19 protein-coding genes and 2 pseudogenes are annotated in these 25,670 nt (G+C 70.7%); 11 read left to right on the plus strand and 10 right to left on the minus strand.

Annotated elements, in window-relative coordinates; genetic code table 11:
• Window positions 1-51 precede the first annotated feature (51 nt).
• Complete coding sequence (locus Prum_RS14580) at window positions 52-3,120, minus strand: amino acid--tRNA ligase-related protein (RefSeq protein WP_246277893.1); 3,069 nt, start codon at window positions 3,118-3,120, stop codon at window positions 52-54.
• An 84-nt stretch (window positions 3,121-3,204) separates the two neighbouring features.
• Between Prum_RS14580 and Prum_RS14585 the strand changes: the two genes are divergently transcribed.
• From Prum_RS14585 to fxsT, 8 genes are all read left to right on the plus strand, one after another.
• A complete protein-coding gene (locus Prum_RS14585) occupies window positions 3,205-3,954 on the plus strand; it encodes a hypothetical protein (protein WP_173077081.1) in 750 nt (249 codons plus the stop codon).
• Entirely contained in the window at window positions 3,944-5,053 is a 1,110-nt protein-coding gene (locus Prum_RS14590) for a carboxylate-amine ligase (protein ID WP_173077082.1), read from the plus strand. The genes Prum_RS14585 and Prum_RS14590 overlap by 11 nt, the downstream gene beginning before the upstream one ends.
• Window positions 5,054-5,063: 10 nt before the next feature.
• Window positions 5,064-6,011 (plus strand): endonuclease domain-containing protein, encoded by a 948-nt coding sequence (locus Prum_RS14595; RefSeq protein WP_173083745.1) that lies wholly within the window; start codon window positions 5,064-5,066, stop codon window positions 6,009-6,011.
• A gap of 266 nt (window positions 6,012-6,277) precedes the next feature.
• Window positions 6,278-6,484, plus strand: a complete 207-nt coding sequence (locus tag Prum_RS14600; protein WP_173077083.1) for a hypothetical protein — start codon at window positions 6,278-6,280, stop codon at window positions 6,482-6,484.
• A gap of 24 nt (window positions 6,485-6,508) precedes the next feature.
• Window positions 6,509-8,419 carry an HEXXH motif domain-containing protein gene (locus tag Prum_RS14605; RefSeq protein ID WP_173077084.1) on the plus strand — a complete coding sequence of 637 codons (1,911 nt, stop codon included), beginning with the start codon at window positions 6,509-6,511 and terminating at the stop codon, window positions 8,417-8,419.
• Between the two features lie 177 nt (window positions 8,420-8,596).
• Window positions 8,597-10,096, plus strand: a complete 1,500-nt coding sequence (locus Prum_RS14610; RefSeq protein WP_173077085.1) for a VMAP-C domain-containing protein — start codon at window positions 8,597-8,599, stop codon at window positions 10,094-10,096.
• A 110-nt stretch (window positions 10,097-10,206) separates the two neighbouring features.
• Window positions 10,207-11,220, plus strand: a complete 1,014-nt coding sequence (locus tag Prum_RS14615) for an AAA family ATPase (RefSeq protein WP_246277894.1) — start codon at window positions 10,207-10,209, stop codon at window positions 11,218-11,220.
• Window positions 11,220-15,581, plus strand: coding sequence for an FxSxx-COOH system tetratricopeptide repeat protein (fxsT, locus tag Prum_RS14620; RefSeq protein WP_173077087.1), 4,362 nt, complete (start codon window positions 11,220-11,222; stop codon window positions 15,579-15,581). The genes Prum_RS14615 and fxsT overlap by 1 nt, the downstream gene beginning before the upstream one ends.
• A gap of 25 nt (window positions 15,582-15,606) precedes the next feature.
• On the opposite strand, the gene Prum_RS14625 is transcribed toward fxsT, so the two are convergent.
• From Prum_RS14625 to Prum_RS14635, 3 genes are read right to left on the minus strand one after another with little or no spacing between them, the layout of a single operon-like run.
• A complete protein-coding gene (locus Prum_RS14625) occupies window positions 15,607-16,833 on the minus strand; it encodes an effector-associated domain 2-containing protein (RefSeq protein WP_173077088.1) in 1,227 nt (408 codons plus the stop codon).
• Entirely contained in the window at window positions 16,830-17,480 is a 651-nt protein-coding gene (locus Prum_RS14630) for a hypothetical protein (RefSeq protein ID WP_178132651.1), read from the minus strand. The genes Prum_RS14625 and Prum_RS14630 overlap by 4 nt, the downstream gene beginning before the upstream one ends.
• A gap of 11 nt (window positions 17,481-17,491) precedes the next feature.
• Complete coding sequence (locus Prum_RS14635; RefSeq protein WP_173077089.1) at window positions 17,492-18,292, minus strand: Fpg/Nei family DNA glycosylase; 801 nt, start codon at window positions 18,290-18,292, stop codon at window positions 17,492-17,494.
• Window positions 18,293-18,357: 65 nt separating this feature from the next.
• Here Prum_RS14635 and Prum_RS14640 point away from each other — a divergent pair, with 65 nt between their 5' ends.
• The 3 genes from Prum_RS14640 (at window position 18,358) to rocD (ending at window position 20,913) form a co-directional block, all read left to right on the plus strand.
• Window positions 18,358-18,789, plus strand: coding sequence for a hypothetical protein (locus Prum_RS14640; RefSeq protein WP_173077090.1), 432 nt, complete (start codon window positions 18,358-18,360; stop codon window positions 18,787-18,789).
• A 115-nt stretch (window positions 18,790-18,904) separates the two neighbouring features.
• Window positions 18,905-19,705, plus strand: coding sequence for a dimethylargininase (ddaH, locus tag Prum_RS14645; RefSeq protein ID WP_173083749.1), 801 nt, complete (start codon window positions 18,905-18,907; stop codon window positions 19,703-19,705).
• Window positions 19,702-20,913, plus strand: a complete 1,212-nt coding sequence (gene rocD, locus Prum_RS14650; RefSeq protein ID WP_371871234.1) for an ornithine--oxo-acid transaminase — start codon at window positions 19,702-19,704, stop codon at window positions 20,911-20,913. The genes ddaH and rocD overlap by 4 nt, the downstream gene beginning before the upstream one ends.
• A 20-nt stretch (window positions 20,914-20,933) precedes the next feature.
• On the opposite strand, the gene Prum_RS14655 is transcribed toward rocD, so the two are convergent.
• The 6 genes and pseudogenes from Prum_RS14655 to Prum_RS14675 form a co-directional block, all read right to left on the minus strand.
• On the minus strand, window positions 20,934-22,073 hold the full coding sequence (locus Prum_RS14655; RefSeq protein WP_173077091.1) for an FHA domain-containing protein: 1,140 nt from the start codon (window positions 22,071-22,073) through the stop codon (window positions 20,934-20,936).
• Window positions 22,074-22,133: 60 nt separating this feature from the next.
• Entirely contained in the window at window positions 22,134-22,388 is a 255-nt protein-coding gene (locus Prum_RS14660; protein ID WP_173077092.1) for a 4a-hydroxytetrahydrobiopterin dehydratase, read from the minus strand.
• Window positions 22,385-23,383 carry a cation diffusion facilitator family transporter gene (locus Prum_RS14665; RefSeq protein ID WP_173077093.1) on the minus strand — a complete coding sequence of 333 codons (999 nt, stop codon included), beginning with the start codon at window positions 23,381-23,383 and terminating at the stop codon, window positions 22,385-22,387. Before Prum_RS14665 ends, Prum_RS14660 begins: the two co-directional genes overlap by 4 nt.
• Window positions 23,384-23,395: 12 nt before the next feature.
• Window positions 23,396-23,956, minus strand: a complete 561-nt coding sequence (locus tag Prum_RS55765; protein ID WP_443094365.1) for a golvesin C-terminal-like domain-containing protein — start codon at window positions 23,954-23,956, stop codon at window positions 23,396-23,398.
• A pseudogene (locus tag Prum_RS55770) lies at window positions 23,929-24,462 on the minus strand (peptidoglycan recognition protein family protein); the annotation flags it as partial. The gene Prum_RS55765 and the pseudogene Prum_RS55770, both read right to left, overlap by 28 nt.
• Window positions 24,463-24,630: 168 nt before the next feature.
• Window positions 24,631-25,644, minus strand: a pseudogene (locus tag Prum_RS14675) (fatty acid desaturase family protein); the annotation flags it as partial.
• Between the last annotated feature and the right edge of the window lie 26 nt (window positions 25,645-25,670).

The raw sequence follows: 25,670 nt of genomic DNA on the forward strand, positions 1-25,670 counted from the left end.
GAGAGCGCTCTCACGAAGTTTTACGTAGGCGACAACAAAATGTCAACACTGTCAATATTGACGGGTACGCGCGCCGCGGACGAGCGGGAACGGCATGGTCTCCCGGATCGGCCGGCCGGTGAGCAGGGCAACCACCCGATCGGCGCCGAGGGCGAGCCCACCGGTGGGCGGCATGGCGTACTCCAGCGCTCGCACGAAGTCCACGTCCGGCTCCGCGCCCTCCGGGTCCCCGGCCGCGCCCGCGAACCGCCGGCGCTGCTCGACCGGGTCGGTCACCTCCGAACGCCCGGTGCCGATCCCCGTGCCGAACGCCACCAGGTCCCAGTGCTCCGCCAGCCGCGGGTCGGTCCGATGGGCCCGGGCCACCGGCGCCAGCTCGATCGGAAAGTCCGTGTAGAAGGTCGGCGTGGTGGTCCGCGCCTCCACCAGCCGCCCGTACATCTCCGCGAGGAGCGCGCCGCGCCCCCACCGCGGATCATGGAGTACGCCGTTCGCGTCGCACATCCGCCGCAGCGTGTGCAGTTCGGTGTCGGCCGACAGGTACTCGCCCACGCCGTCGGACAGCGCGTGGTAGAAGGGCACCGCAGGCCACTGCATGGACAGGTCGTGCTCGATCAGGGTGCCGTTCGCGCCCGGCTGGTAGGCGACCGTCGACCCGTACGCGGCCAGCGCCGCCCGCTGCACGAGCGCCTGCGCCAGGCCGCGCATCGTCCGGTGGTCGGCGTACGCCTGGTACGCCTCCAGGAGCGTGAACTCGGGGTTGTGCCGCACGTCCACGCCCTCGTTGCGAAACGCGCGGCCGAGCTCGAACACCCGCTCGACGCCGGCCACCACCAGCCGCTTGAGGTACGGACCGGGCGTCACCCGCAGGTACAGGCGCAGGTCGTACGCGCCGAGCCGGGTGGTGAGCGGCCGCGCGCCGGTGCCCGGGAAGCGGTGCAGGACCGGCGTCTCCACCTCCAGGTAACCGCGGTCGAGCAGGGACTCGCGCAGGCTGTGCACCGCCGCGCTCCGGCCGCGCAACAGGTCCCGCGCTTCCGGGCTGGTGACCAGGTCGAGGTAGCGGTCGCGGGGCCGGATGTCCGGGGCGGCCGGCCCGCGCCGCCGGTCCGGCAACGGCCGCAGGCACTTGGCGGTCAGCTGCCAGGACTCGGCGCGTACGGACAGCTCGCCGCGCCGGCTGGTGACCACCTCGCCGCGTACGCCCACGTGGTCGCCGACGTCCACCGTGGAACGCCAGGCGTCGATGTCGTCATCGACCAGCACCTGCAGGTCGCCGGTCCAGTCCCGGATCGTCGCGAAGCACACCCCGCCGTGGTCGCGCAGCTGCACGATCCGGCCGGCCACCGCGACCATGTCCCCGGTACGCGCGTCCGGCCCCAGCCCTTCGTGCCGGATCGCCACCGCGACGGTGTTGTCGGTCCGGTGGAAGCCGGCCGGATAGGGGTCCACGCCGGAGTTCCGCAGCCGGTCCCGCTTCGCCATGCGCGCCGGCGACTGGTCGGCGGGCTCGGGCGCGGGCCCCTCCTCGTCCAGCGCGGCGGGGCCGAAGGCGGGCGCGGCGGGCGCGGGCATCGCGGCGGCCCGCCACACCCGGGGCAGGTCCCGGCGGTCCGCGGCGCAGACGTACCGCGGGATCCACTGTGGCTGGTAGCGGGCGCTGGCGCGGTAGATGGCGTTGGTGTCGTCCGCGACGCCGAGCGACACCCGGTCGACGCCCAGCCGGGGCGCCTCCCGCATGAGGGCGGCGACCAGGAAGTCCACCACGCCGTCGTCCGCGCCCGGGGCGCGCCGCACCACGTCCAGGTACAGCCCGTGCGGCCCCCACGGGGCGAGCGACAGCAGGGCGGCGCGCTCGCCGTCGCCGTCGTACGCCTCGGCGAGGACGCACCGCCCGTCGCCGTTGTGCAGGGAGGCCGCCCGCATCTCCTCGTCCGGTACGTCGGCGTGCCGGCGCACCCGCGCGGTGTAGCCGGCCCGTTCGAGCCGGTTGACCGCCTGCCGCACCGGACGCATGGTCCGGCCGTCCAGAGTGAACTCTCCACTGTGTAGCACCGCCTCGTCGCCCGCCTGGGTGGCCGCCAACCCGGCACGGGCGTACGCGACGGCACCGTCCTCGCTGGCACCGGCCACGGCGGGCGTCCACGAGTAGGCGCGCGCCTGTTCCAGCCACGCCTCGACGGCCGGCCCCCACGCGGTCGGGTCACCGATCGGGTCGCCGGTCGCCAGCCCGATCCCGTGCACCACCCGGTACGACACGGCCGCCCGCCCGGTCGGCGAGAACGCGGCCACCCGGTCCCGCCGGGTCGCCAGGTAACCGAGCGAGTCCCGGTCGCCGTACCGGGTCAGCAGCGTGCGGATGCGTTGCTCGTCGTCGGGCGGCAGGACGGCCGCGGCCCGCTGGGAGCGCCGCAGCGTCCAGAGCGCGGCCAGCAGCGCCACGCCGCCGAGCAGCCCGAGCACCAGGTCGACCCAGCCGGGCGCGCGCCCGTCCCGGTCGAGGTCGGTGACGACGGCGCCGCCGAACACCTTCTCCGCCGCGTACGCCAGCCGCTCGGCCGTACCGCCGAGCGTGCCCGGGTACGCCGTGACCAGGGCGTACCCGAGCCCGACGAAGAGCCCCATGAGCACGACGAAGACCGCGACCGCGGGACCCTGGGCGCCCCGCCGCACCCGGGCGACGAAGTCCCGGCGCACCACGGTGAGCACCAGCACCGCCAGCACCGCCACCCCGCCGTGCACCGCGGCGACCAGCTTGTCCTCGTCGTCGACCCGGCTCGCCGGCATCCCGAGCAGTACGGTGCTCACCACCACCGCGACGGCGAAGTAGCCCAACAGCAGCCACCACGCGATCCGCTTACGCCGGACGGTCGCGGCGGCCAGCACGGCGACGCACACGGCGTACCCGAGATTGGGCGGGATCGGGACGAGCGGGGCGCCGGCCTCCCGACGTACCTCGTCGGTGAAGACACCGGCGACGGCAGCGAGGGCGGCGACCAGCGCGACCACCCACAGGATGGCCGCCAAGACCTTGGGCACGCGACCCGGCCGCCGGGCGGGTGCCGGGGGCGGCGCGATGGTCTCGGAACGGAGCACGGGTGGGCCCAGAGTGGCGGTCACATGAGCCTCCTACCAGCGGCGGCGGGCGGTTCTACTTCCGACGATAGGCAGAAGATGGGAAGCTAACTCACAAATGGGGGAAACGTGGGTAATTGGTTCGACCAGCCGCTCTTCTACTTCTTCGCGGGAGTAGTGGTCGGGTTCGCGGTCATCCGCTTCTCGGTGCGGATGATCCGGGCCCAGGTGCGCTGGTGGCCAGGAAATGTGACGCCCGGTGGCCTGCACATCCACCACATGGTCTTCGGCGTGGTGCTCATGGTGGTGGGCGGCGTGGCCGGGCTGGCCGTCCCAGACACCGACGGCGTGTGGGTCAAGGCCGCGGCGACCCTCTTCGGCCTGGGGACCGCGCTGGTGCTCGACGAGTTCGCGCTGATCCTGCACCTGTCCGACGTCTACTGGACCGAGCAGGGGCGCACGTCCGTCGACGCGGTGTTCGTGGCGATCGCGCTGACCGGCCTGATCCTGCTCGGCGTCCAGCCCATCGGGGTGGGCGACTTCAAGACGGCGTCCGAGGAGGGCGGCAACGCGGCCTGGGCGCTGGCGGTCGCGGCGCTGGCCCTCAACCTGGGGCTGGCCGCGATCACGCTGATCAAGGGCAAGATCTGGACCGGCCTGCTGGGCGTATTCCTCCCGATCCTCATCCTCGTCGGCGCGATCCGGCTGGCCCGGCCGCACTCGCCGTGGGCCCGCTGGCGCTACTCCGCGCACAAGCTGGCGCGGGCCACCCGGCGGGAGCAGCGGCTGCGCCGCCCCGTGGTCAACGCGGTGCTCCACGTCCAGGACACGATCGCCGGCCGGCCCAGCGACGTTTCCGGTGACCGCCATGCCGGGTAAATCCTTGGATGTGCGGTTGACCGTAGGTGTCGAGGAAGAGTTCCTGCTCCTCGACGCGGAGAAGAGCCAGGCGGCCCCGGCGGTCGACGCGGTCCTCGCCGGGCTGCCCGAAGGGCTGCGCGACCAGGTCGCGCACGAGTACCTGACCAGCCAGATCGAGATCAACAGCCCGCCCGCGCAGGACCTCGCCGCCCTGCGGGACTCCATGGCCGTGCTCCGCGGCGGCGTGGCGCACGCCGCCGCCCGGGCCGGCGTACGGGTCGTCCCGATCGGCACCTGCCCGGTCGCCGGACCGGAGCCGCCGGTCGTCGACCAGCCGCGGTTCCGCCGGATGGTCGAACGCTTCGGCGCGCTCTCCCCCGGCCCCGGGCTCAACGGGCTCCACGTCCACGTGGGCGTCCCGGACCCGGAAACCGGCGTCCAGGTCCTCAACCACCTGCGGCCATGGCTGCCGCTGCTGCACGCGGCCACCACCAACTCGCCGTTCGCCGACGGCCACGACACGGGGTACGCCAGCTGGCGCTCCATCATGTGGGCCCGGTGGCCCTCGGTGGGCCCGACCCCGTACCTGGAGTCGTACGAGCACTATCAGAGCCTGGTGGCGGACCTGATCGCCACCGGCGCCATGCTGGACGAGGCGATGCTCTACTGGTACGCCCGGCTGAGCGCCCGATTCCCCACAGTGGAGATCCGGATCGGCGACGTCTGCCCCACCCTCGACGACACGATCCTGATCGCCGCCCTGATACGCGCCCTCGTCGGCACCGTCCTCGGCGACGTGGCCGCCGGCCGGCCCGCGCCGCACGTCGCCCACCACGTGCTGGCGGCCGCGCACTGGCGGGCGGCGCACGACGGCCTAGCCGGGCTGGCGGTCGACCCGGCGACCCGGCACACCCGGCCGGCCTGGCACCTGCTGACGCGCCTGTTCGACACGGTACGGCCCGAGCTGGAGCGAAACGGCGACCGCGAGCTGGCGACCATCCTCATGGGACGGTTGCGGAGCCGGGGCACCGGCGCCAACCGCCAGCGCGCCGTATACGCCCGTACGGGTGACATGTCCGCCGTCCTGGACTATTTGGCCCTGAGGGGTGTCGGATAGTCGGGTGCTGATGCCCGGCGACGACGCTGACGCCTTCGAGTGGCTCGTCTTCGAACAGTCGGGGGTGGTGACCGCCCGGCAGGCGGAGGCACACCTGGGCCCGTCCCGGGTACGCCATCTGATCGCCACCGGACGGTGGCGCCGGGTGTGCCGGGGCGTACTCGTGACACAGAACGGTGAATTCACCGTCGAGCAGCAACGGTGGATCGCGACGCTGGCCGCGGGCGAGGGCGCCGTACTGGCCGGGCTGGCGGCGGCTCGGGCCGGAGGGCTGCGCGGGCGCTGGCGCCGCGAGGTCGTCGACGTGCTGGTGCCGTACTCCCGGCGAGCGGCGGACCTGATCAAACGGCTGCCGCTGGGCCTACCCGCCGTCCGGGTACGGCGGACGCGCTCGCTGCCGGACGCCGACGTACAGCGCGGGCGCCCGGACCGCACGACGATGGCCCGGTCGGTGGTGGACGCGGCGCAGTGGGCGCAGACCGCCGAGGAGGCCCAGTCCGTGCTCGCCGCGGCGTGCCAGCAGGGCCGCGCCAACCCGGCGGAGATCCGCGAGGTGCTGATTCGCCTGCCCAAGGCCCGCCGGCGCGAACTCGTCCGAACCACGGTCGGTGACATCGAGGGCGGCGCCACGGCACTTTCCGAGATCGACCTGGTGAAGCTGTGCCGGGCGCACCGGCTACCCCTGCCCGACCTGCAGGAACGGCGTACCGACGCGAGCGGCCGGGTGCGCTACCTCGACGCGTACTGGAAGCAGTGGCGGCTACATGTGGAGGTGGACGGTGCACACCACATGGACGTACGGCACTGGGCCGCCGACATGCGCAGACAGAACGACGTCTGGATCGCCGGTGACCGGATCCTCCGGTTCGCGGCCTTCGACATCCGACACCGACCGACGGTGGTCGTCGCGCAGATCCGCGCCGCCCTGGAGGCGTCGGGCTGGCGCCCGGATTTGTGAACGTTTCCTGTCGTCAGGGCGACGGGAAACGTTCACAAACGAGCGCTGGGTCGCCAAAAAGACAAGGCGTGGGTGCCCAATGTCACGGGGGCTGGGGCTATATTTTGCCGTGCCCATCGTTCTGTCCGACCGTGAGGATCTACCCGCCGAGGAGCTAGCCGCTCGGCGCAAAGATCCGACCGCTCGGCGCGACACGCCGGGCGAATCCCGACTCTCCCGAAACATCCTCCTTGTATAAACTTCGCGCAACCGACAAAGGCGGATAAATGACTGACATCGTCCAAGGCCAGCTAAAGGATCTTTCCGGCCTGCGGTTCGACGCGCTTACGGAGAGCCACGACGACCCGGCGCTGGCGCCGATGCTGGACCGTGTCATGCGCCGTGTCGAGCAGCCAGGTACGAGCATCAGCGGCTACAACGGCGCGGGCGGGCTTTCCGGTGATGTTGAAGTGGACGTTAACTCCACCCACTAACCACCAACCTCCTCCGCAGACCCCGTGGATCTCCGCGTACATCAGCCGACCGAGCCCAACGCACCGGGCTCGGTGTTCGGCACCTCCGGCGACCCTTCGCCCGACTCGTGGCTCGGTCTCCCGTCCGAACAGTTCGACGCGCTCGCCGCCGGGATTGGCGGTACCGCCGAGAGCCACAGCCTGCGCCGTGTCGAACACAGTTGGCGCCTGCTCAACCTCGTGGCGCTTGGAAACCTCGCCGACGCCCGCGCCGATGCCGTCCCGTTGGAGCCCTTGGCGGAAGCATGGGCACTCCTCGCCCGGGCGCAGCAGGCGGCCCCCGACATGGTCGACGCCATCGTCATGTGGCCCCAGGTGGGCATTTGGGCCGCGTACACCATGCGCCGCCTGCGCAACCTGGTTCACCATCACGCTCCACTGTGGGCCGACTACGGATACCTGCACGCGCTTGCCGCTGTCGCTGGGATCCAGGCCGGCCTCAGCTTCACAATCCGCGTCCCGATCCGCTACGGCTCGGTCGTGCTGCCGTCCCTCGGCTACGTCAAGCTCGACACCGACGCCGAGTGCGCGGACGCCGAACTGTCCGTAGTGGACGGTGTCGTGCGATTGACGCACGGGGTATCCACTGTGGAGCTGCGAGGATTGGCCGACGACGGTGACCGGCCCCAGGAGGCGTGGCACCCGCTGCCCCGCATCACGGCCCGCGCACATGGCGCCACGATCAGCCTGATCCTCAACGATTCCGACACCTACCGAGACCTGCGCGAGCCCGCCGCTCCGAACGCGTTGCCAGCCGAGATCCTGAGCCGCTGGGAAGCGTTGCTCGACGAGGCTTGGCGGCTCCTCACCGAGCACCACCCGCACTACGCCTGGGCCATCGGCGCGGGTCTGGTCTCCATCACGCCGCTGCAGGCGGCGCAGCGGTTCCGCCCACTCTCCGCGTCCGCGGACCAGGGATTCGGCGCGATCCTCTCGTCCGAGCCCGAAGACGCCGCCCAGATGGCAGTGACGCTCATCCATGAATTCCAGCACAACAAGTTGGGCGCCCTCCTGCACCTGCTGGACCTCTACACGGACCGCCCCGGCCTGCCACGGATCTACGCCCCGTGGCGCGACGACCCACGCCCGTTCCAGGGCGTATTGCAGGGCGTCTATGCGTTTGTGGGCATCTGTGACTTCTGGAGGGTCCATCGCACGCTGCCCGATCAGGACAGTGACGAGGCGCGCCTGGCGCAGTTCGAGTTCGCGCTATGGCGCGACCGGGTCGCGGACACGCTGCGGCGACTCAGCCAGATCGAGGCGCTGACCCCACGCGGCAAGGCGTTCGTGGGCAGCCTGCTGGCGCGGGCCCAGGCGTGGCAGCAGGACAGCGTGCCGCCGGGGATCGCCGCCGACGCGAGCATGGCCGCCGATGACCACTATTCGCTGTGGCTGGCGTACCACCGCCAGCCCGACCCGTACCTGGTCGAGCAGATCGTCAAGGCTTGGCAGGCCCGTCAACCGCGCCCGGAAAGGATCGTCGCGGAGGACGCGATCGTCGAGGACGACCAGGATGGCCGTTACATCGACGCCCGCTCCGCGCTCATCCGGTTTCGGCTCGCCGACCCGGCGACCCTGGCCGCCCTTGCCGAGCAGGGCGAGAAACATCCGAACTGGGTCAGCGGCGCCGATCCCGCCGACGTCGTGCTGGTGTCGGGCGACATCGACCGCGCGCGGACGATGTATCTGGCCCGGCTGGCCGAGGACGGTGGGGACGCCAAGGCATGGACCGGCCTCGCACTGGCCCTCCGTACGACGGACCCATCCGCGGCAGAGACCATCCGTAGCGCACCCGATGTGCTGCGCGCGGTCTACTCGCGGATTCCGCCGGCCGATCGGCCGGATCCGCTGCGACTAGTCGCCTGGATGGGTGAAAGATCGCACGCGGGTCACTAGTCGCTGACATCATGCGTTCTTCGTCGTGTCGGTAATCGATCAGGTTCTACTCGGAATCGCAGTGGTCCGCGACAGGTAGAGTCGGAGTAAAGGTCACGCGGTTAGTGATCGGCTCCGACAATGCGATCGCCACAGACCGATCATGGCCGCGCTCCGCGCAGAGTCGGACGGTGGTGAATGCAGGGCGAAGAGCAGTGGTTCTCGCGAACGCCCGGAGTCGAGGCCCGGCAGAAAATTGAGCTGGACATGGTCAACTCGCTGTTGACCTCGGTCGCCTTCGCCTCGGACCCAAGTCGACAACTAGCTTTGGAGATCATCGCCGAACAATTCGAACAGCCGGCCACGATACGTACCCATCCCACGCCGCGGGCACAATTGATCGAGATCGTCCGCACATACGCGCGAAATCCCGACGGCCTGCGGGTCCTAGTCGACGTGGTCGCCAGCTTCGACCCACAGTCATTCGGCACGGTCCGGCTCCGCCAGCTATTCGACGAGTGGCAGGCGGCGCCGTCGTTCACCGACGACGACTGGAGCGCCTTTCGCTCGGCGCTCGGCGATGTGGTGCTCCCACAACTGACCGAACTCTTTCACCTCGCGACGCGGAACCGGCGACACCGTCCCCCGGCGCACTGCAAGACGGCTTGGCACTACTTCGTCCATCTCACCGACCTCAACGCCGGCGCGGATTCCGTACCGCCCTACATGATCTTCCTCGAACGGGTCGCCCCGCTCCTGCCGTCCAGCACCGGGCAGGAGCTTCGCATGCGCAACCACCGGCTGGCCAGCGAGCTCGGCCTGATCACCGCCGTGAACGAGATCCACCTGCACGAACGCGAATCGCTTCCACCTCAGCACCACACCGCGTACCTGGTGATTCAACTGGAAAGCGATGGCATTGATCCGGAACGCTACACGTTGTCCCATTGGTACCAATGGGACGCGGATGGCTGGCACCCGGAGCGCGGCGAGGATCGAACGGTCAGCATTCTGGAGATCGAAAACGAGGTCGAAAGGTTGGTCTTCGACATGGAGACCAACTGGGTCGAGGCTGTCGAGACAGTGACCTTGGAATTCATCCTTCCGTGGGAGCTGATCAATGCGCCAGTCGACTGGTGGCGCAAAGAATCTCATTCATCCCGTCCCACGCCGCTCACGATGGACTATCCTGTAGTGGTGCGCAGTCTTGAGCGGCTGCGCACTCACCGATGGCATCGCGCGTGGCACGTGCGATGGCAGCGACTGAACACCGATCCCACGTCCGTGCTGCCGTACTGGAGCAAACCCGCCGGCAAGAACTATCACACGCTGCTTGAAACAGATCTTAAATCGGATCTCCGGTACGCCTGCTTGGTACTGAGTGAGCCACCATTACCGGACAGCAGCGGACGCACGGAGATCGAAACTGCGCTGCGCGCCGGACTACCTGTGATCATTTGGCATCGCCGAGACTGCGGCAGCCCGGACTTCCGCGAGGCCGTTCAACAGATGCTGGCAGGCGAGACACTGGCGCAATTGCCTATTCTTGCGCGAAAATTGCGGGGCGAAGCGCTGCGCCTGGATCTAGCGGATCGCGAGAGCCATATTGGCCGTCACCTCACAATGCTGTGGGATGACCCGGAGCGGCAACCCGAGGTTTCCCGCTCGTACGGCACGCCGGAGGAAGGAATCCGCTGATGATTCACACACCGTCCGGTCGCGATGCCGACATCCCCGCCCATTCCGCGTCCGGCGGCGCGCCGGGCGCTCCTCCCGACTGGTGGATCTATCAAGGCACTGGCAATGTCATGGATACCGCCGAACGAGATCGCCGCTGGCCGCCGCCGCCGGAGTGGCGGGACTTCCCGTACGGCCCCGATGTCGAACCTCCGCCCGCTGACGAGCGGGAGTTCCGCCGGCGCCTCGGCGACATCCGCCCGTTCCGGGTCGAGGCCCACGAGGTGCGCATGGTCAACGCGGCCATCTACCTACGCCGCCCCCTCTTGGTCACGGGGCGACCAGGGGTGGGCAAGTCCAGCCTCGCCTACCGGATCGCGCGCGAGTTGCGGCTCGGCCCGGTCCTCCGCTGGCCGATCACGAGCCGAGCCACGCTCCGCTCCGCGCTGTACGAGTACGACGCCATCGGACGAGCACAGGCCATCGGCTGGCGCACAGCGCCCATGGCCCGCGCCAGCGGCGACCCCGAAGGCGGTGACGCCGACCGGGCTGGGCTCAGCATCGGCGACTTTCTTCATCTGGGTCCGCTCGGGACGGCGCTGCTGCCGTACAAGCTGCCCCGGGTGTTGCTGATCGACGAGATGGACAAGAGCGACTTCGATCTGCCCAACGACCTGCTCAACATCTTCGAGGATGGCGACTTCGCGATTCCGGAGCTGGTACGCCTGCGCAACCGCACGCCCGAGGTGGTCGTACACACGGCCGATCGCGGCCACACCGCCACCGTCCGCGACGGGGTCGTCCGCTGCCATGAGTTTCCCATCGTCATCGTCACCAGCAACGGGGAGCGGGACTTCTCCGGCGCCTTCCTCCGTCGCTGCCTCCGGCTGGAGATCCCGGATCCGGACGCCGACCGGCTGGCCGCGATGGTCGCCGCGCACTTCCCGAAGGGCACCAACGGCTACAGCAGCGAACTGATCGCGGCATTCCTCGAGCGCCGCAGGCTTTCCGGCAGCCTGGCTGCCGATCAACTCCTGCACGCCGTCCACCTGGCGACCTCGGGAGCCTTCCAGCCGGACGACCCCGCCGGCTGGAACGCCCTGGTCGAGTCGCTGTGGAGCAGCCTCTCCCCCACGGGGCCATAGTGGATCCGCCGGTACCCCGCCACAGCCCACCGTCGCCGGGCCCACCGCGACCGCGGCGCGGGCCCGACCTGACCTGGAGCGAACTGGCCGACGGCCTGTGGCTGGCCGGCCACGAGGCGTCGGCCAGTGCGTCCAGTGCGGCGGTCGACCCGAAACCGGTGCGGGCACCGCCGGTCACGCCCAGCGAGCCGGCGAGTGCCAGCCCGGACCCGGAGGACGTCGCCGCGCCCGCCCCCGACCACCGATCCGACGCCGCCGGCCCGGACGGCACGCCCCCCGGATTCGACCTCCTGCTGGAAGTGGGCGGCCCAAGCCTGGGCGAGGTCGCTGGCTGGCCGGCCGTGCCCGCGCTGCGAAACCCGACCGTCATCGTCAGGGCGCTGCGGCCGTTGAAGCGGATGGTCCCATCCCGGCGCAACTGGGTGCCGGACGAGGAGGCGACCGCCGAGCGGAGCGCCGACGATCCACTGTGGTTGCCGGTCTTCCGCCCCGCGGCCGAGCACCGCTGGGACCTTGTCCTCGTCGTGGACGACGGGCCGTCGATGGTGGTCTGGCGCCGGACGGTCAAACAATTCACCCAGACGCTCCAGCGCTCCGGCGTCTTCCAGAACGTCCACACCCGACTGTTGACGACCGCGACCACCGATCCGGATGCCCTGTACATCCGCGGCCTGGACCGTGCCTCGCTGGCAGCGGCGCCGTTCGAGCTGCTGGAGCACACCGGTCGGCGGATCATCCTGGTGCTGACCGACGGCGCCGCCCCGGCCTGGTCGAGCCGGGCCGCGCTGACCGTCCTGCGGCGCTGGGGCCGGGTGATGCCGACCGCCGTGATACACCTGCTCCCGCAACAGTTCTGGCACCGCACCGGGGTCGCGCCACGACGAGTACGGCTCCGCGCCCCCGCTCCAGGAGCCGCCAACACCCGGCTGGTTTGCGTGCCGCGCGACATCGCCCTCGACGAACCGGAGTGGGTGCACCCCACCGACCCGCGGCGGTGCCCGATCCCGGTGCTCGAGTTGGAAGAGCGATGGCTCAAGGCGTGGGTGCGGCTCCTCGTCGGCGGCCCTTCCAGCGAGATCGACTTGACCGCGATCACCGCCCCGGCACAGCCGGTGGACGCGCCGCCTGGGCTCGCCGATGCGCCCGCTAGCCGGTCGCCAGACGGCGCACGGGCCCAGGTTTCCCAGTTTCGGGCGACCGCCACGCCGACCGCGTTCGCGCTCGCCACACACCTCGCTGCGGCGCCGCTCAATCTGCCGGTGGTCCACATGATCCAGGCCGTTCTGCTACCGCGTTCCGAGCCCCGGCACCTCGCCGAGATATACGCCAGTGGCCTGCTCCGCCCGACGTCCGCGGCCGAGCGGCTCGACGTTCCTGACAAGGTGACGCTCGACTTCGCCGACGGCGTACGGGAGGAACTGCTGTCCATCGGGCGACGCGGCGACACCATGCGGGTGCTGCGGGCGGTCGACGAGTTCCTCGGGCCCATCGTGGAAGCGGTGAGCGGGCTGGGCGATGCCGTCGAACGGCCCGAGGAGGCCAAGGATCGCTTCGTCACCGCGGAGACCAAGCCGTTCATCGCCGTCGAGCAGGCCGCCCTCCAGGCGCTCTCCGGCCGGCACCTCGCCCGCTCCCGCCGACTGCGGGAAGCGCTGAACCAGGCAACCGACGCCGAGGCCGAGCGGTCGTCGGATTCGCACCCCCCGCCCAACGTTACGGAGGAACCGATGTCGACGTCGTCAGCGCAAGGCGAGCGTTCGGCGCGCCTGCCGTCAATGCCCCCAGCGACCGATGGCTGCGAGGTCGAGCCCAGCGCGCTAGCTGGCCTGACACCCGAGCCCGAGCCCACCCGGCCGATCCGACGGCGTACCGCCATCACGCAGCCGACGGTGTGGGGAAACATTCCTCCACGCAACCCGAACTTCACCGGCCGGGTGCAGCTGTTGACCAGCCTCCACGACCGCCTGATCGCGGGCACCACCGCGGTCCTGCCCGAGGCCCTGCACGGCATGGGCGGCGTGGGCAAGTCTCAACTGGCCATCGAGTACGTCTACCGGCACCAGGACGAGTACGACCTGATCTGGTGGATACCCGCCGAGCGCACGGCGCAGATCCGGCAGGCACTGAGCGAGCTGGCGCAGCGGCTCGACCTGGAGATCGGGACCGAGGCCAACGCGACCGTGCCGGCGGTCCTGGAGGCGTTGCGGATCGGCCGGCCGTACGGAAACTGGCTGCTGGTGTTCGACAACGCCGAGAGCCCGGAGGCGGTCCGGCAGTTCTTCCCCACCGGTGGTCCCGGGTGCATCCTGGTCACGTCGCGCGACCCGCGGTGGGCGTCCCTGGCCTGGACCCTTGAGGTCGACGTCTTCACCCGGGCGGAGAGCATCGACCTGCTCCGCCGCCGCAACGAGGACCTGACCGTCGCCGACGCGGACCGACTCGCGGCCGCCCTGGGCGACCTGCCACTCGCGATCGAGCAGGCCGCCACCTGGCGCCGCGAGACCGGCATGCCGGCGGACGAATACCTGCGGCTGCTCAACCAGAAGCACCCCGAGCTGCTCGACGACGCGCCGCCGCTGGGCTACCCCACCACGGTCGCGGCCGCCTGGAACGTCTCCCTCGACGCGCTGCGCGAGCGCAACCTCGGTGCCCTGCGGCTGCTGCAGCTCTGCGCGTTCCTCGCTCCCGAGCCGGTGTCCCGCAGCCTGTTCAGCGGCGCGCGGGCCACCGAGATCACGCCGGAGCTCGACGAGGCGCTGCGCGACCCGATCAAGTTCGGCCGCGCCGTCCGGGAGATCAACCGGTACGGCCTGGCCCGCCTCGACCACCGCACCAACTCCATCCAGATGCACCGCCTGGTTCAGCGTGTACTGATCGGGCAGATGGACGACGACGAGCAGGAGATGATGAGCCACGGCGCGCACCTCCTGCTGGCGGCGAGCGATCCCAACCAGCCGGACGACGTGGCGCACTGGACCCGGTACGGCGAACTGCACTCCCATCTCATCTCTTCCGGCGCGATCGAATGCGACGACGGCTGGGTCCGGCGGCTGATCCTCAACGAGGCCAAGTACCTGTGGCGCCTCGGCGACCCGGAGGGCAGCCGGGAGATCGCCCAGCGCGCGTACGAGGTCTGGCGCAGCAAGCTGGGCGACGACGACCCGGAAACCCTGGAGGTCGGCCACTGGCTGGGGTTCATGCTCTTCACCGGCGCCCGCTACGGCGAAGCGGAGGAGCTCACCGCCCGCCTCCTGGCCGACTCGCGCCGGGTCCTGGGCGAGGAGCACGAGACGACGCTGACGGCGATGCAACAGGTCGCCGCCATCCGCCGGGCGGTTGGGGACTTCGACACGGCCCTGCAGATCTCGGACAACGTCTACTCCCGGACGGTACGGCTCTTCGGCGCCGACGACCCGCTCACGCTCCGGGCGGCGCACAACCTCGCCGTGAGTCTCCGGCTGGTCGGCGAGTTCGGCCGGGCCAAGGCGCTCGACCAGGACACCGTCCAGCGGTTCGTGCTGGCGTTCGGGGAGGACCACCCCGACACGATGATCACCCAGCTCGGCTTGATCCTCGACCAGCGCGAGCTGGGCGACTACGCCGATGCCCGCACCGCGCTCGAAGACCTCGTCGCCCGGCACCGCATGCTCTTCGGCGACATGAACTTCTTCACCCTCCGGGCGGTGCGGACCCTGTCAGTGACGCTCCGCAAGGCCGGTGACCACGCCGGGGCGCTGGCCTGCTCGGAGGACGCCCGAGCCCGGTTCACCACGCTGTACGGCCCGGATCACGCCGAGACGATGGCCGCCGAGTTGGACCTGTCCACGGACCGCCGGCAGAACGGCGACCTGCGCTCCGCCCGAGAACTGGGACGGGCGGCGCTGGACCGGTACCGGCGGGCGCTCGGCGACGACCACCCGCACACAATCGGCGCGGCCGTGAACCTCGCCACCACCCAACGCCTGCTGGGCGCCGTCGAGCAGGCGTACGCGACCGACACGGACGCGCTCGCACGCCTGCGGGCGAGCCTGGGCGAGGGCCACCTCATGACGTTGTCGTGCGCCATCAACGTCGCCAGCGACATGCACGAGCGCGGCGAGTACCAGGAGGCGCACGACCTCGACGCCGACACGCTCACGCGGCTGCGGGACAGCCTCGACGAGGATCATCCGGTCGCGCTGGCCTGCGCGGCGAACCTCGCCGTCGACCTGCGAGCGCTCGGCCGGATCGACGAGGCGCAGACCCGGCACACGGAGACGATGGCCCGCTTCATCGAGGTGCTCGGGCGCGAACACCCGGCCAGCAGGGAGGCGGCCGAGTGGACCCGGGCCAACTGCGACATGTACCCGATGCCGTTGTGAGCGCACCTGGGCGGTCGCGAGTCCGCTAGGCCGCGGCCGGCCAATGGTGGACGATCGCTGCCCGGGCCGACCGCAGGCCGTCCGAGCTTTCCGCCGCGACCGTCTCCAAGGCTTCGACGAGCGACTCCCTACCGTGCGGGTACCGGGCGCACGTCCGGACGATGTGGAGCAGGTGCACCCAGTCCCGGGAGTCGCTGGGGACGTTGCCGCCGATCTCCCGCGGCAGCAGGCTGAGCAGGAGCAGGCGGCCGGCCGGCTCGTTCATCAGGTCGATCTCCTGCAACGCCCGGGCGATGGCGCGCAGGCCCTGCAGCGGCAGTCGTCCCTGGTGGTCCGGCGGCGACGCGTTCCCGTCGGCGGAAGCGTCCAGTGGATGGCAGGCACCGAGGAGGGCACGCAGGTACGCGGCCGCCACGAAGGAGGCGTACGGATGCCACGCGTCGTTCTTGGTGGCGTTGTCGCAGTAGTCGGCGATACCGCGGACGACGTACCAGCCGATGCCTTGCAGGCCGGCGGCGACCGCCACGCCCGACGCCTCCATCTCGACGGCCCGGATCCCGTAGCGGGCCGCCAACTCGTCGCGGCGGACGGCGTCGCGCAGCAGCCGATCCGCGCTGCCGATCGCGGCGGCGTGTACGCGCGGCAGGTCGGCCGGCCGGGACGCGTCCGGCGGATGCGGGTGCGCGGCGCCGTCCACGTACAAGATGTCGCTTGCCGCGTGTGGACGGGCGAATCGGGTCGTCATCGCGGCCGTCAGCGTCTGCTCCCAGGGCCGCGTACCGGCGATCGCCTGGACTTCGAGCTGTCGCTGCGCGCGCAGCAGGTCGGTGGACAGCCCGCCCACGTAGCGGCGCAGGTGATCGACGCCGTCCACCGTCCGGACGTGGTCGTAGTCGACGATTCCCTTGGCGGCCACCACGACGTCGCCGAGCCGGACATGACGCTCATGATCGGAATAGGCGGGGACGCCACCCGCGATGCCACACATCACCACGACCCGCACGGATCGAAAGCTGCGCAGCATATGGGCGCAGATTGCGGCCGCATTTCGATTGCCGTCTTCCGGAAGAACGGTAATCGTCACCACGTGCGGTCGGGCGGGCTCGGTGCTCGGGATAGTGCCGATCTCATAATGGTTGCCGTCGCCCGGTATTCGCACGGGCGCAGGAGCGTCGATCAGCGCCCGCATCGCCGCGCACTCGATCGGCAGCGGCGTGATGATGCCTATGGTGACTCGCGCCGGGGCGATCATGCCGCCCTGCCGGCGACGTCCACGCTATCGGGATTGGCGCCGCCCGGCGTACGCGTCGGCGCGGGCCGTATCCGTACCCGGACGACCCGCCGTATCCGCGGATGGTGGTCGACGGGTGGTGAGCGGCGTAGGTCGGCGTACCGGACGATCTGGGTGGCGAACACGCCGACCAGAACGAATTCGAGCGCGGCCGGGACGAGGGCGGCGACCGAAGGGCCGACCAGCGCGACGAAGACGACCAGCGCACCGACGCTCGGCGCGACGAAGGTCAGCATGTCGACGGCCAGCTGGCCGACCTTGCGCGACACCCGACCTCGATCCGCCCGGTGCGCGGTCTCCCAGCCGAAGACCGGCTGCCCGACCAGCCGGCGCAGCCGCGGCGCGAGGACGCGGCGCACATAGTGCCCAATGGCCGAGACTTTTTCGTCGTTGACCAGATAGGTCCAGCCCAGTACGACGCACACGGGCGGAACGGCGAGCAAAAAGTGCGGCAGGCCGGTCTGTACGATCGCGGCGATCAACCCCGCGAGGGAAAGCAGCGTGGCGTAGATCAAATTGTCGCGGGTGCCGATGCGTTGAATCTGCTCGTCCTTAAGACGCTCGTACTCCATCAACAGGATCTCGCCCAGCGAGAGAGCACGCCGCACTCTCTCAGTATTCATTGTTGACAGGTAGGGCACCAGTAGGAGTTTCGGCCCGCCAGGCCGGAGCGTTGAATTTCGGTGCCGCAGATCAGGCAGGGCTGGCCGGCACGGCGGTAGACGTACACCTCGCCGCCGTGGCGGTCGACGCGCGGCGCGCGCCCCATCGCCTCCGGCATGTGGTGACTGTGGACGGTGTCGATCCGGCCACGCGCGACGCCTTCCTTCATCAGCTCGCGCAGGTCGGTCCAGATCTCCTGGAAGGCGCCCTCGGCGAGTCCACGACCGGGCCGGGTCGGTGGGATGCCGGCGCGGAAGAGCACCTCGGAGACGTACACGAGGCCGGCGCCGGCCACGATCGACTGGTCGAGCAGGAGCGCGGCGAGCGGGGTGCTGCTGCGCCGGAGGCGGCCGTACGCGGCGTCCGGGTCGGCGTCGTCACGCAAGGGGTCCGCGCCGAGTCGGGCGCGCAGCGCGGAAGGCTCCTCGATCAGTTCGCAGGCGGCCGGCCCGCGCAGGTCGATCCAGTGCCGGTCGGTGGTCAGCCGCAGCCGCACCTGGCCCACCGGCGGCGGGGCGGGCCCGACGCCGTCGCTGAACACCCCGTACAGGCCCAGGTGTACGTGCAGGGTCCGGCCGCCCTCGTAGTGGTGCAGCAGGTGCTTGCCGTACGCCTCGGTGTCGAGCAGCACCGTGCCGGAGAGCAGGGTCGCGCCGGCGGCGAAGCGCCCTTGCGGGCTGGCCGCGGCGACCGGCTGGCCGGCGAGCAGCGAGCGGTGGCGGGCGGCGAGCCGGTGGATGGTGTGACCTTCGGGCACCGCGGGATTCTAGTGCATGGTTTCGCATGCATCTGGGTAACTGCGGAACCATGCGGATCCCGACATTGACCCGACGTGGCGAACCGGCCCCGGTCGCCGACGAGACCCCCACCAAACCGATCACCACGCCGGAGAAGGAGCGGGTCGAGACCCGCCCCGCGCCGCGCGGCCCACGCCCCCGGGCCAGCATCTTCGCGACCCTTACCCTGATCGCCGGCGTCATGGCGGCGCTGGCCGTGCTCACCGGCGTGCTCGCCGGGTACGGCATCGCGCTGGGCGCCGTCACCGTGTTGCTGTCGATCGCCGGCATCGCGGCGACCAGCAAGCGGCACGTGGCCGGCAAGTCGGACGCCATGCTCGGGCTGGTCCTGGGGCTGGCCGCGATCGTGGTTGGCGTGCTCGTCGTCACCGACCAGCTCACCTGGCTCACCACGGCCAGCGACAAGGTCGGCGAGCTGCGCAACTGGCTGGACGCCCAGACCGTGGACCGGTTCTAAGGTCAACACAACGAATCGCCGTCGAGACCACCAAGATACGCAACAAACCACGGCACTAAGCAAGATTCAATGGTGGTTCTCGACGGTGAACGCCCCGTAGCGTAGCGGTATGACGATGCACGCCACCAGCCGCCGCTACCTGATGTGCCGGCCGACGTACTTCGCCGTCGAATATGCGATCAATCCCTGGATGGACCCGACCGCGCCGGTCGACGCCGCCCTGGCCGTACGCCAGTGGGAGGCGCTGCGCCGGGTCTACGTCGACCTCGGGCACACCGTCGACGACATCGAGCCGCTCCCCGGCCTCCCCGACATGGTCTTCGCCGCCAACGGCGCCACCGTCATCGACGGCAAGGTGCTGGCGGTGCAGTTCCGCGACCCGCAGCGGGCCGACGAGGCGCCCGCCTACCGCGACTGGTTCGAGCGGGCCGGCTTCGAGACGTACGAGGCCAAGCACGTCAACGAGGGCGAGGGCGACATGCTCCTCGCCGGCGACCTGCTGCTGGCCGGCACCGGCTTCCGCACCACGCCCGCCGCGCACGACCGGGCGCAGGAGATCTTCGGCCGCCCGGTGATCACGCTCCAGCTCGTCGACCCGCGCTACTACCACCTGGACACCGCGCTGTGCGTACTCGATGAGCGCACCGTGGCGTACCTCCCGGAAGCCTTCTCTCCCGGCAGCCAGGCCGCGCTGCGGCGGCTCTTTCCCGACGCGGTCCTCGCGTCGCCCGCGGACGCCGAGGTGCTCGGCCTGAACGCGGTCAGCGACGGGCGGCACGTCGTGCTCCCGGTCCAGGCCACCGGCCTGGCTGCCGCGCTCAGAGATCGCGGGTACGACACAATGGGCGTTGATTTGTCCGAACTGCGCAAGGCTGGAGGCGGCCCGAAGTGCTGCACGTTGGAGGTCAGGAAGTGATCGTCGACGACCTGGTACGCACGCCGGCCGCGGTGGCCGACGCCGAGCGGTGGACGGCGCACAACTACCACCCGCTGCCGGTCGTGATCTCGTCGGCCGAGGGCGCGTGGGTCACCGACATCGACGGCAAGCGCTACCTGGACTGCCTGGCCGGCTACTCGGCGCTGAACTTCGGGCACCGGCACCCCACGCTCGTCGCCGCCGCGCACGCCCAGCTCGACCGGCTCACGCTGACCAGCCGGGCGTTCGTCCACGACCAGTTCGCGACGTTCTGCCGTGGGCTGGCCGAGCTGTGCGGCAAGGACCTCGTGCTGCCGATGAACACCGGCGCCGAGGCCATCGAGACCGCGATCAAGGTGTCGCGCAAGTGGGGCTACAAGGTCAAGGGCGTCCCGGACGGGGCCGCCACGATCGTCGTGGCCGCGGGCAACTTCCACGGGCGGACCACCACGATCGTCAGCTTCTCCACCGACCCGGACGCGCGAAACGACTACGGACCGTACACGCCGGGCTTCCGGATCGTCCCGTACGGCGACCTCGAGGCGCTCGCCGAGGCCATCGACGACACGACGGTGGCGGTGCTGCTGGAGCCGATCCAGGGCGAGCAGGGCGTGATCGTGCCGCCGCCGGACTACCTACCGGGCGTGCGGGCGCTGTGCACGTCGCAGAACGTCCTCTTCGTGGCCGACGAGATCCAGTCCGGGCTCGGGCGCACCGGCACCACGTTCGCCTGCGACCACGAGGGCGTGGTGCCCGACATGTACGTGCTGGGCAAGGCGCTCGGCGGCGGGATCGTGCCGGTGTCGGCGGTGGCCGCGAATGCGGACGTGCTCGGCGTGCTGCGGCCGGGCGAGCACGGGTCGACGTTCGGCGGCAACCCGCTCGCCTGCGCGGTGGCCGCCGAGGTCGTCGCGCTGCTGAAGACCGGCGAGTACCAGCAGCGCTCCGCGGAGCTGGGCAAGCGCCTGCACGCCGACCTGAGCGCCCTGATCGGCCACGGCGTGGTCGCGGTACGCGGCCGCGGTCTGTGGGCCGGCGTCGACATCGACCCCGCGCTCATGACCGGCCGCGAGGCGTGCGAGCTGCTCGCCGAGCGCGGCGTGCTGGCCAAGGACACGCACGGGTCGACGATCCGGCTGGCACCGCCGCTCGTGGTCGAGCCGGACGAGCTCGACTGGGCCGTGGAGCGCCTCGCCGCGATCTTGTAAGCATGATGCTGGAGGGGCGGCTACTGCCGGTCCACTATCCGCATGGAGAGGGTGGGCGCGTCCGCCATCACGGACACCGGCGTCAAGGGCGCGGACGAGGTCAGGGTCCGCGCCCTTCCTACATGCACCCCCGGGTACAGCTCGATGAGGTCGCCCGGCGCCAGCACCCGGCTCTGCCGCTTGATCGTCATCCGTTCGGCGTCGTCCATCGACCCGCCCGGCCGTACGCCGGTGCCGTTGGTGCTCACGTCCTGCGCCACGACGTCGGTGCCGCGCATCTCGAAGCGCACGTGGCTGCGGCTGATCCAGCGCCGGGCCTCCTCGCTCAGCCACTGGCCGAGCATGATCCCGCCCTGCTCGGGCGCGCGACCGACGGTGACCGGGTCGCCGTCGGCCACCACGAAGCGCTGGCGCACGATCCCGTTGACCCGCACCGCGAGCGCCTCGGCGGGCGGCCGCTCGCCGATGTCGGTCAGCACCGTGCCGTGCCGCGGGCAGGCCGGCGCGCCGGTGTGCAGCGTCGGCGGCGGCTGACCGCCGGCCCGCCGCGCGGGCGCCAGGTCGGAGAACGCACCCCCGCCACCACCGAAGTTGGCGCACCCGGGCTCGGGGCAGCGCCACAGCCGGGCCAGCACCTTCGCGCCGACCGGGTCGGGGTTGGCGGTCGCCGGCACGTTCCCGCCGCCGACCTGCGCGACCAGCGTCGCGCCGGTCTTGCCGGGGACCGGAGCCATCAACCGCCCGGCCTGCCCTGCCAGCCAGCCGTACCGCTCCCGCACGCCCTCGAACCGCAGCCGGCTCAGCACCGGCAGGCCCAGCAGATCGGCCACCTCGAGGACCCGATCGCCCACCGACGGCAACACCTCGACCAGCCCGTCGTCGGCCCAGCGCCGCACGACCATGCGCTCGTTGGACGTCAGGTCGGCGTCGGAGAGCAGCCCGCGGTGCACCACCGCGTAGACCGCCGCGTTGTCCTCGGCGAGCTGGGTCGCGAGCGCGTCGACCACCAGCCCCAGCCGCAGCAGGCTGGCCGGCCGGCCACCGTCGAGGTCGGCGTAGCGCACCACCTCGGCGAGGTCGACCACGCCGCGGGCCAGCGCGGGATCGGTGGTGAGGCGTCGCTCGATGGCGTCGAGCACCTTGCTGACTTCGAACCTCACGGACGCCATCCTGCCTGATCGGAACCACGGCGCGCGATCCGCCGCCGCTACACGCTCAGGTCAGGACTGGTTTGCCACGATTTCATCGATCCGGCGCGCCAGTTCTATGTCACGATCGGTAACCTTGCCCGCGGAATGCGTGCTGCACCGGAATGTCAGCGTCCGCCACCGGATGTCGATGTCCGGGTGGTGGTCCATCTCCTCGGCCACCACCGCGACCCGGTCGACGACGGCGATCGCGTCCATGAAGGTGGGCAGCCGCACGGTCCGGGTGATCTCGGCCTCGTCACCGCTCCAGTCCGGCAAATCGGTCATAGCAACTCCCTCTTGTGATGGGCGACGACCTCGTGGTGGTCGCTGCCCGCGACCGGCTGCGGGTCCGCGTGCACCAGAGCCGATCCCAGCCGGGGTACGCCGTGCAGCAGGCGATGTTCGGCCTCCACGGCGACGGCGTGCGCCTCGACGATGGTCAGTCGCGGGTCGACCACGATCTCGCATTCGGCCCGCATCCGGTGGCCGATCCAGCGCACCTTGACCGCGCCCACGTCCAGCACGCCCTCGGTGTGCCCCAGCACGTGCTCGACCGCGTCGACCAACTCCGGATCGACCGCGTCCATCAGCCGCCGGTAGACCTGGCGGGCCGCCCCGACGAGGACGACCAGGATCGCCGCGGTGATGGCGAGCCCGACCACCGGGTCGGCCCAGCGCCAGCCGAGCGCGAGTCCGCCGGCGCTGACCAGTACGCCCAGCGACGTGAAGCCGTCCGTACGGGCGTGCAGCCCGTCCGCCACCAGCGCGGCCGACCCGATCCGCCGGCCGACCCGGATCCGGTACCGGGCCACGATCTCGTTTCCGGCGAACCCGAGCACGCCGGCCAGCGCCACCGCCGGCAGGTGGCTGACGTCGGTCGGGTCCAGCAGCCGGCGTACCGCCTCGATGCCGGCCACCACCGCGGAGGCCGCGATGAAGACGACGATCACGATGCCGGCCAGGTCTTCGGCCCGGCCGAAGCCGTACGTGTAGCGCCGGGTGGGCGGCCGCCGCCCGACCAGGAACGCGATGGCCAGCGGCACGGCGGTCAGCGCGTCCGCGACGTTGTGCAGCGTGTCGCCGAGCAGCGCCACCGAGCCGGACCAGACCACCACGACGGCCTGCAGGGCGGCCGTGACGCCGAGGACCGCCAGCGAGATCCAGACCGCGCGGATGCCCTCCCGGCTGGCCTCCAGCGCGGCGTCCACCTGCTCGTGCGTGTCGTGGGTATGCGGGCGCACGGCGTGCCGTACGCGATGGAACCACCCATGCCGGTGCATGGCTTCATCCTGCTACACGCGGGTGATCCGCACCGCGTCTGCGATCACGTAGCCTGTGGCCGTCGTCCACCGGCTGACCGCCACGACCGTCTGCGCGCCGGCCGCCAGCGAGAACGTGCCGAGCGACGCCCAGGCCCCGCCGCCGGTGCTCTGGTCCACCCGGACGACCTGGCTGCCGCCCGACGCGTACACGATGAAGGGCGTCGAGGTGTTGTAGCCGGCGATGCCGGGGTACCACGCCTCCACCTGGTACGACCCGGCCGCGGGGATCGTCGCCGCGTACGTGGCCAGGTCGCTGACCTCCTCGGGTTGGCGTACCGGTAGTTCTCGCCGTACCGCTCGGCGGAGTACGACGAGGTGAGCCAGTTGGCGCCGGCCGCGAAGCCGCTGGAGGTGTTGTCGACGATCGTGCTCCAGTCCGGCGTGGTGCCGTTCAGCGCGGCCGCGACGTCGGTACGCAGCTGCGGCAACCGGGCGTACAGCACGTCGCCGGGGCAGGCCGTCGCGTTGTAGTCGCGGTGCCCGAAGATCTGCGTCGCCGCGATGCCGTACTGGTCGCAGATGTACGCGCAGAGCTGCACCAGCTTGTCGTACAGCGCGGCGGGCGGGGTGGCGGTCGTGTAGAGGCCCTGGTTCTCGATGCCGACCGCGGTGGAGTTCTGTCCGCTGGTGTGCGCGCCGACGACCGCGCCGCTGCCCTCCTGGAGCAGCTCCAGGCTGCGGTGCCGGCCCTCCATCGCGTGGCCGCCGCGACTGATCGTGAAGTGCTGCCCGCTGTCGATCCAGCCCCGGTCGAAGTGCCACTGCTGGATCTCGCGCGCGTGGGCGTACGCCGCCGCCAGTGAGTAGTCGGTCACGTTCGCGCTCGCGGTGTGGTGCACGATGATCTTGTTGGGGTTGGCCGCGACCGTGCTGATCGTGCCCTGTGCCGCCGCCGCGCCCCAGGTGGCGCAGCTCGCGATCGTGGGCGCGGCCACGGCCAGCGCCTGCGACGGGATGGCGATGCCTCCCGTTGCGGCGCCGACACCGATAGCCACCGCGCCGCGCATGACGTCCCGCCGAGAGAGGGGGTAGCTCATGGGGTGGTACCTCCAGGGGTTTGAAGGTTTCTTCTACGCATTCACCTCATGTTCGTAAGTTTCCTACCATGCGATCGACGCCCGCCGCTAGAGCCAAAAATGATCTAGGGCAAATCCGGGTGAGCGGATTTGCCCTAGATCGATGAGAGAAGCGACGTTAGTCCCGCGGGGGTTGCCTGCCTCGTGCAGGGCCTTCAGCGCCTCGGTGTAGGACCTGAGGACGCTGGCCTCTTCGTACGTGATGTCGCGCTCGGCGCAGAACGCCCGCACGATGGGCTGGGCCTTGCGGAGATTCGCCCTGGGCATGCTCGGGAAGAGGTGGTGCTCGATCTGGTAGTTCAGCCCGCCGAGCGCGAAGTCGACCACCCGCCCGCCGCGCACGTTGCGCGACGTCAGCACCTGCTTACGGAGGTAGTCCAGGTCGTCGTCGGCGGTGAGCACCGGCATGCCCTTGTGGTTGGGGGCGAACGAGCATCCCATGTAGACGCCCCACAGTCCCTGATGGATCGCGATGAACAGCAGGGCCTTTCCGGGCGACAGCACCGTGAAGACGACCCCCGCGTACGTCACCAGGTGCACCACCAGCAGCACCGCCTCCAGGCGCCGGTGCCGCATCGGGGTGTTGAACAGCGCCCGCACGCTCGCGTAGTGCAGGTTGAGCCCTTCCAGCGTCAGCAACGGGAAGAACATGTACGCCTGCCACCGCGCCATCCACCGGCCGAAACCCCGGCGCGCCAACGCCTGCTCATGTGTCCACACCAGAGCGCCCGCGCCGACGTCCGGGTCCTCGTCCTCGTGGTTCGGGTTCGCGTGGTGCCGGGTGTGCTTGTCGACCCACCAGCCATAGCTCAGACCGACCGCCAGGTTGCCCGCGATCAGGCCGGCCGCCTCGCTGCGCCCCCGGGTGCGAAACATCTGCTTGTGCCCGGCGTCGTGGCCCAGGAAGGAAACCTGGGTGGTGGCCACGGCGACGAACACCGCCACCAGCGCCTGCCACCACGAGTCGCCGACCAGGAAGAACGCGACCCATCCCCCGACGAAGGCCGCGCCGGTGACCGCGATCTTCGCCGCGTACCACCCCGGTCGGCGGGCCAACAGCCCGGCCGCATTGATCTGCTTCGACAACTGTGCATAGTCACTGCCGCGTTTGAGGGCAGGCTCTGCCACCGCGCTGACCGTCATGCCTCTCCTTTGCGCCGTCGGGGGCT

Origin of the sequence: Phytohabitans rumicis (assembly GCF_011764445.1) — a bacterium.
Lineage (GTDB): Bacteria > Actinomycetota > Actinomycetes > Mycobacteriales > Micromonosporaceae > Phytohabitans > Phytohabitans rumicis.

What these genes read in the sequence shown, in the direction of transcription:
- Prum_RS14590 (WP_173077082.1), top strand. Translation starts at nt 3,944, where the DNA reads ATGCCGGGTAAATCCTTGGATGTGCGGTTGACCGTAGGTGTCGAGGAA.
- Prum_RS14595 (WP_173083745.1), top strand. Translation starts at nt 5,064, where the DNA reads ATGCCCGGCGACGACGCTGACGCCTTCGAGTGGCTCGTCTTCGAACAG.
- Prum_RS14600 (WP_173077083.1), top strand. Translation starts at nt 6,278, where the DNA reads ATGACTGACATCGTCCAAGGCCAGCTAAAGGATCTTTCCGGCCTGCGG.
- Prum_RS14610 (WP_173077085.1), top strand. Translation starts at nt 8,597, where the DNA reads ATGCAGGGCGAAGAGCAGTGGTTCTCGCGAACGCCCGGAGTCGAGGCC.
- Prum_RS14615 (WP_246277894.1), top strand. Translation starts at nt 10,207, where the DNA reads ATGGATACCGCCGAACGAGATCGCCGCTGGCCGCCGCCGCCGGAGTGG.
- Prum_RS14625 (WP_173077088.1), bottom strand. Translation starts at nt 16,833, where the DNA reads ATGATCGCCCCGGCGCGAGTCACCATAGGCATCATCACGCCGCTGCCG.
- ddaH (WP_173083749.1), top strand. Translation starts at nt 18,905, where the DNA reads ATGCACGCCACCAGCCGCCGCTACCTGATGTGCCGGCCGACGTACTTC.
- Prum_RS14660 (WP_173077092.1), bottom strand. Translation starts at nt 22,388, where the DNA reads ATGACCGATTTGCCGGACTGGAGCGGTGACGAGGCCGAGATCACCCGG.
- Prum_RS14665 (WP_173077093.1), bottom strand. Translation starts at nt 23,383, where the DNA reads ATGCACCGGCATGGGTGGTTCCATCGCGTACGGCACGCCGTGCGCCCG.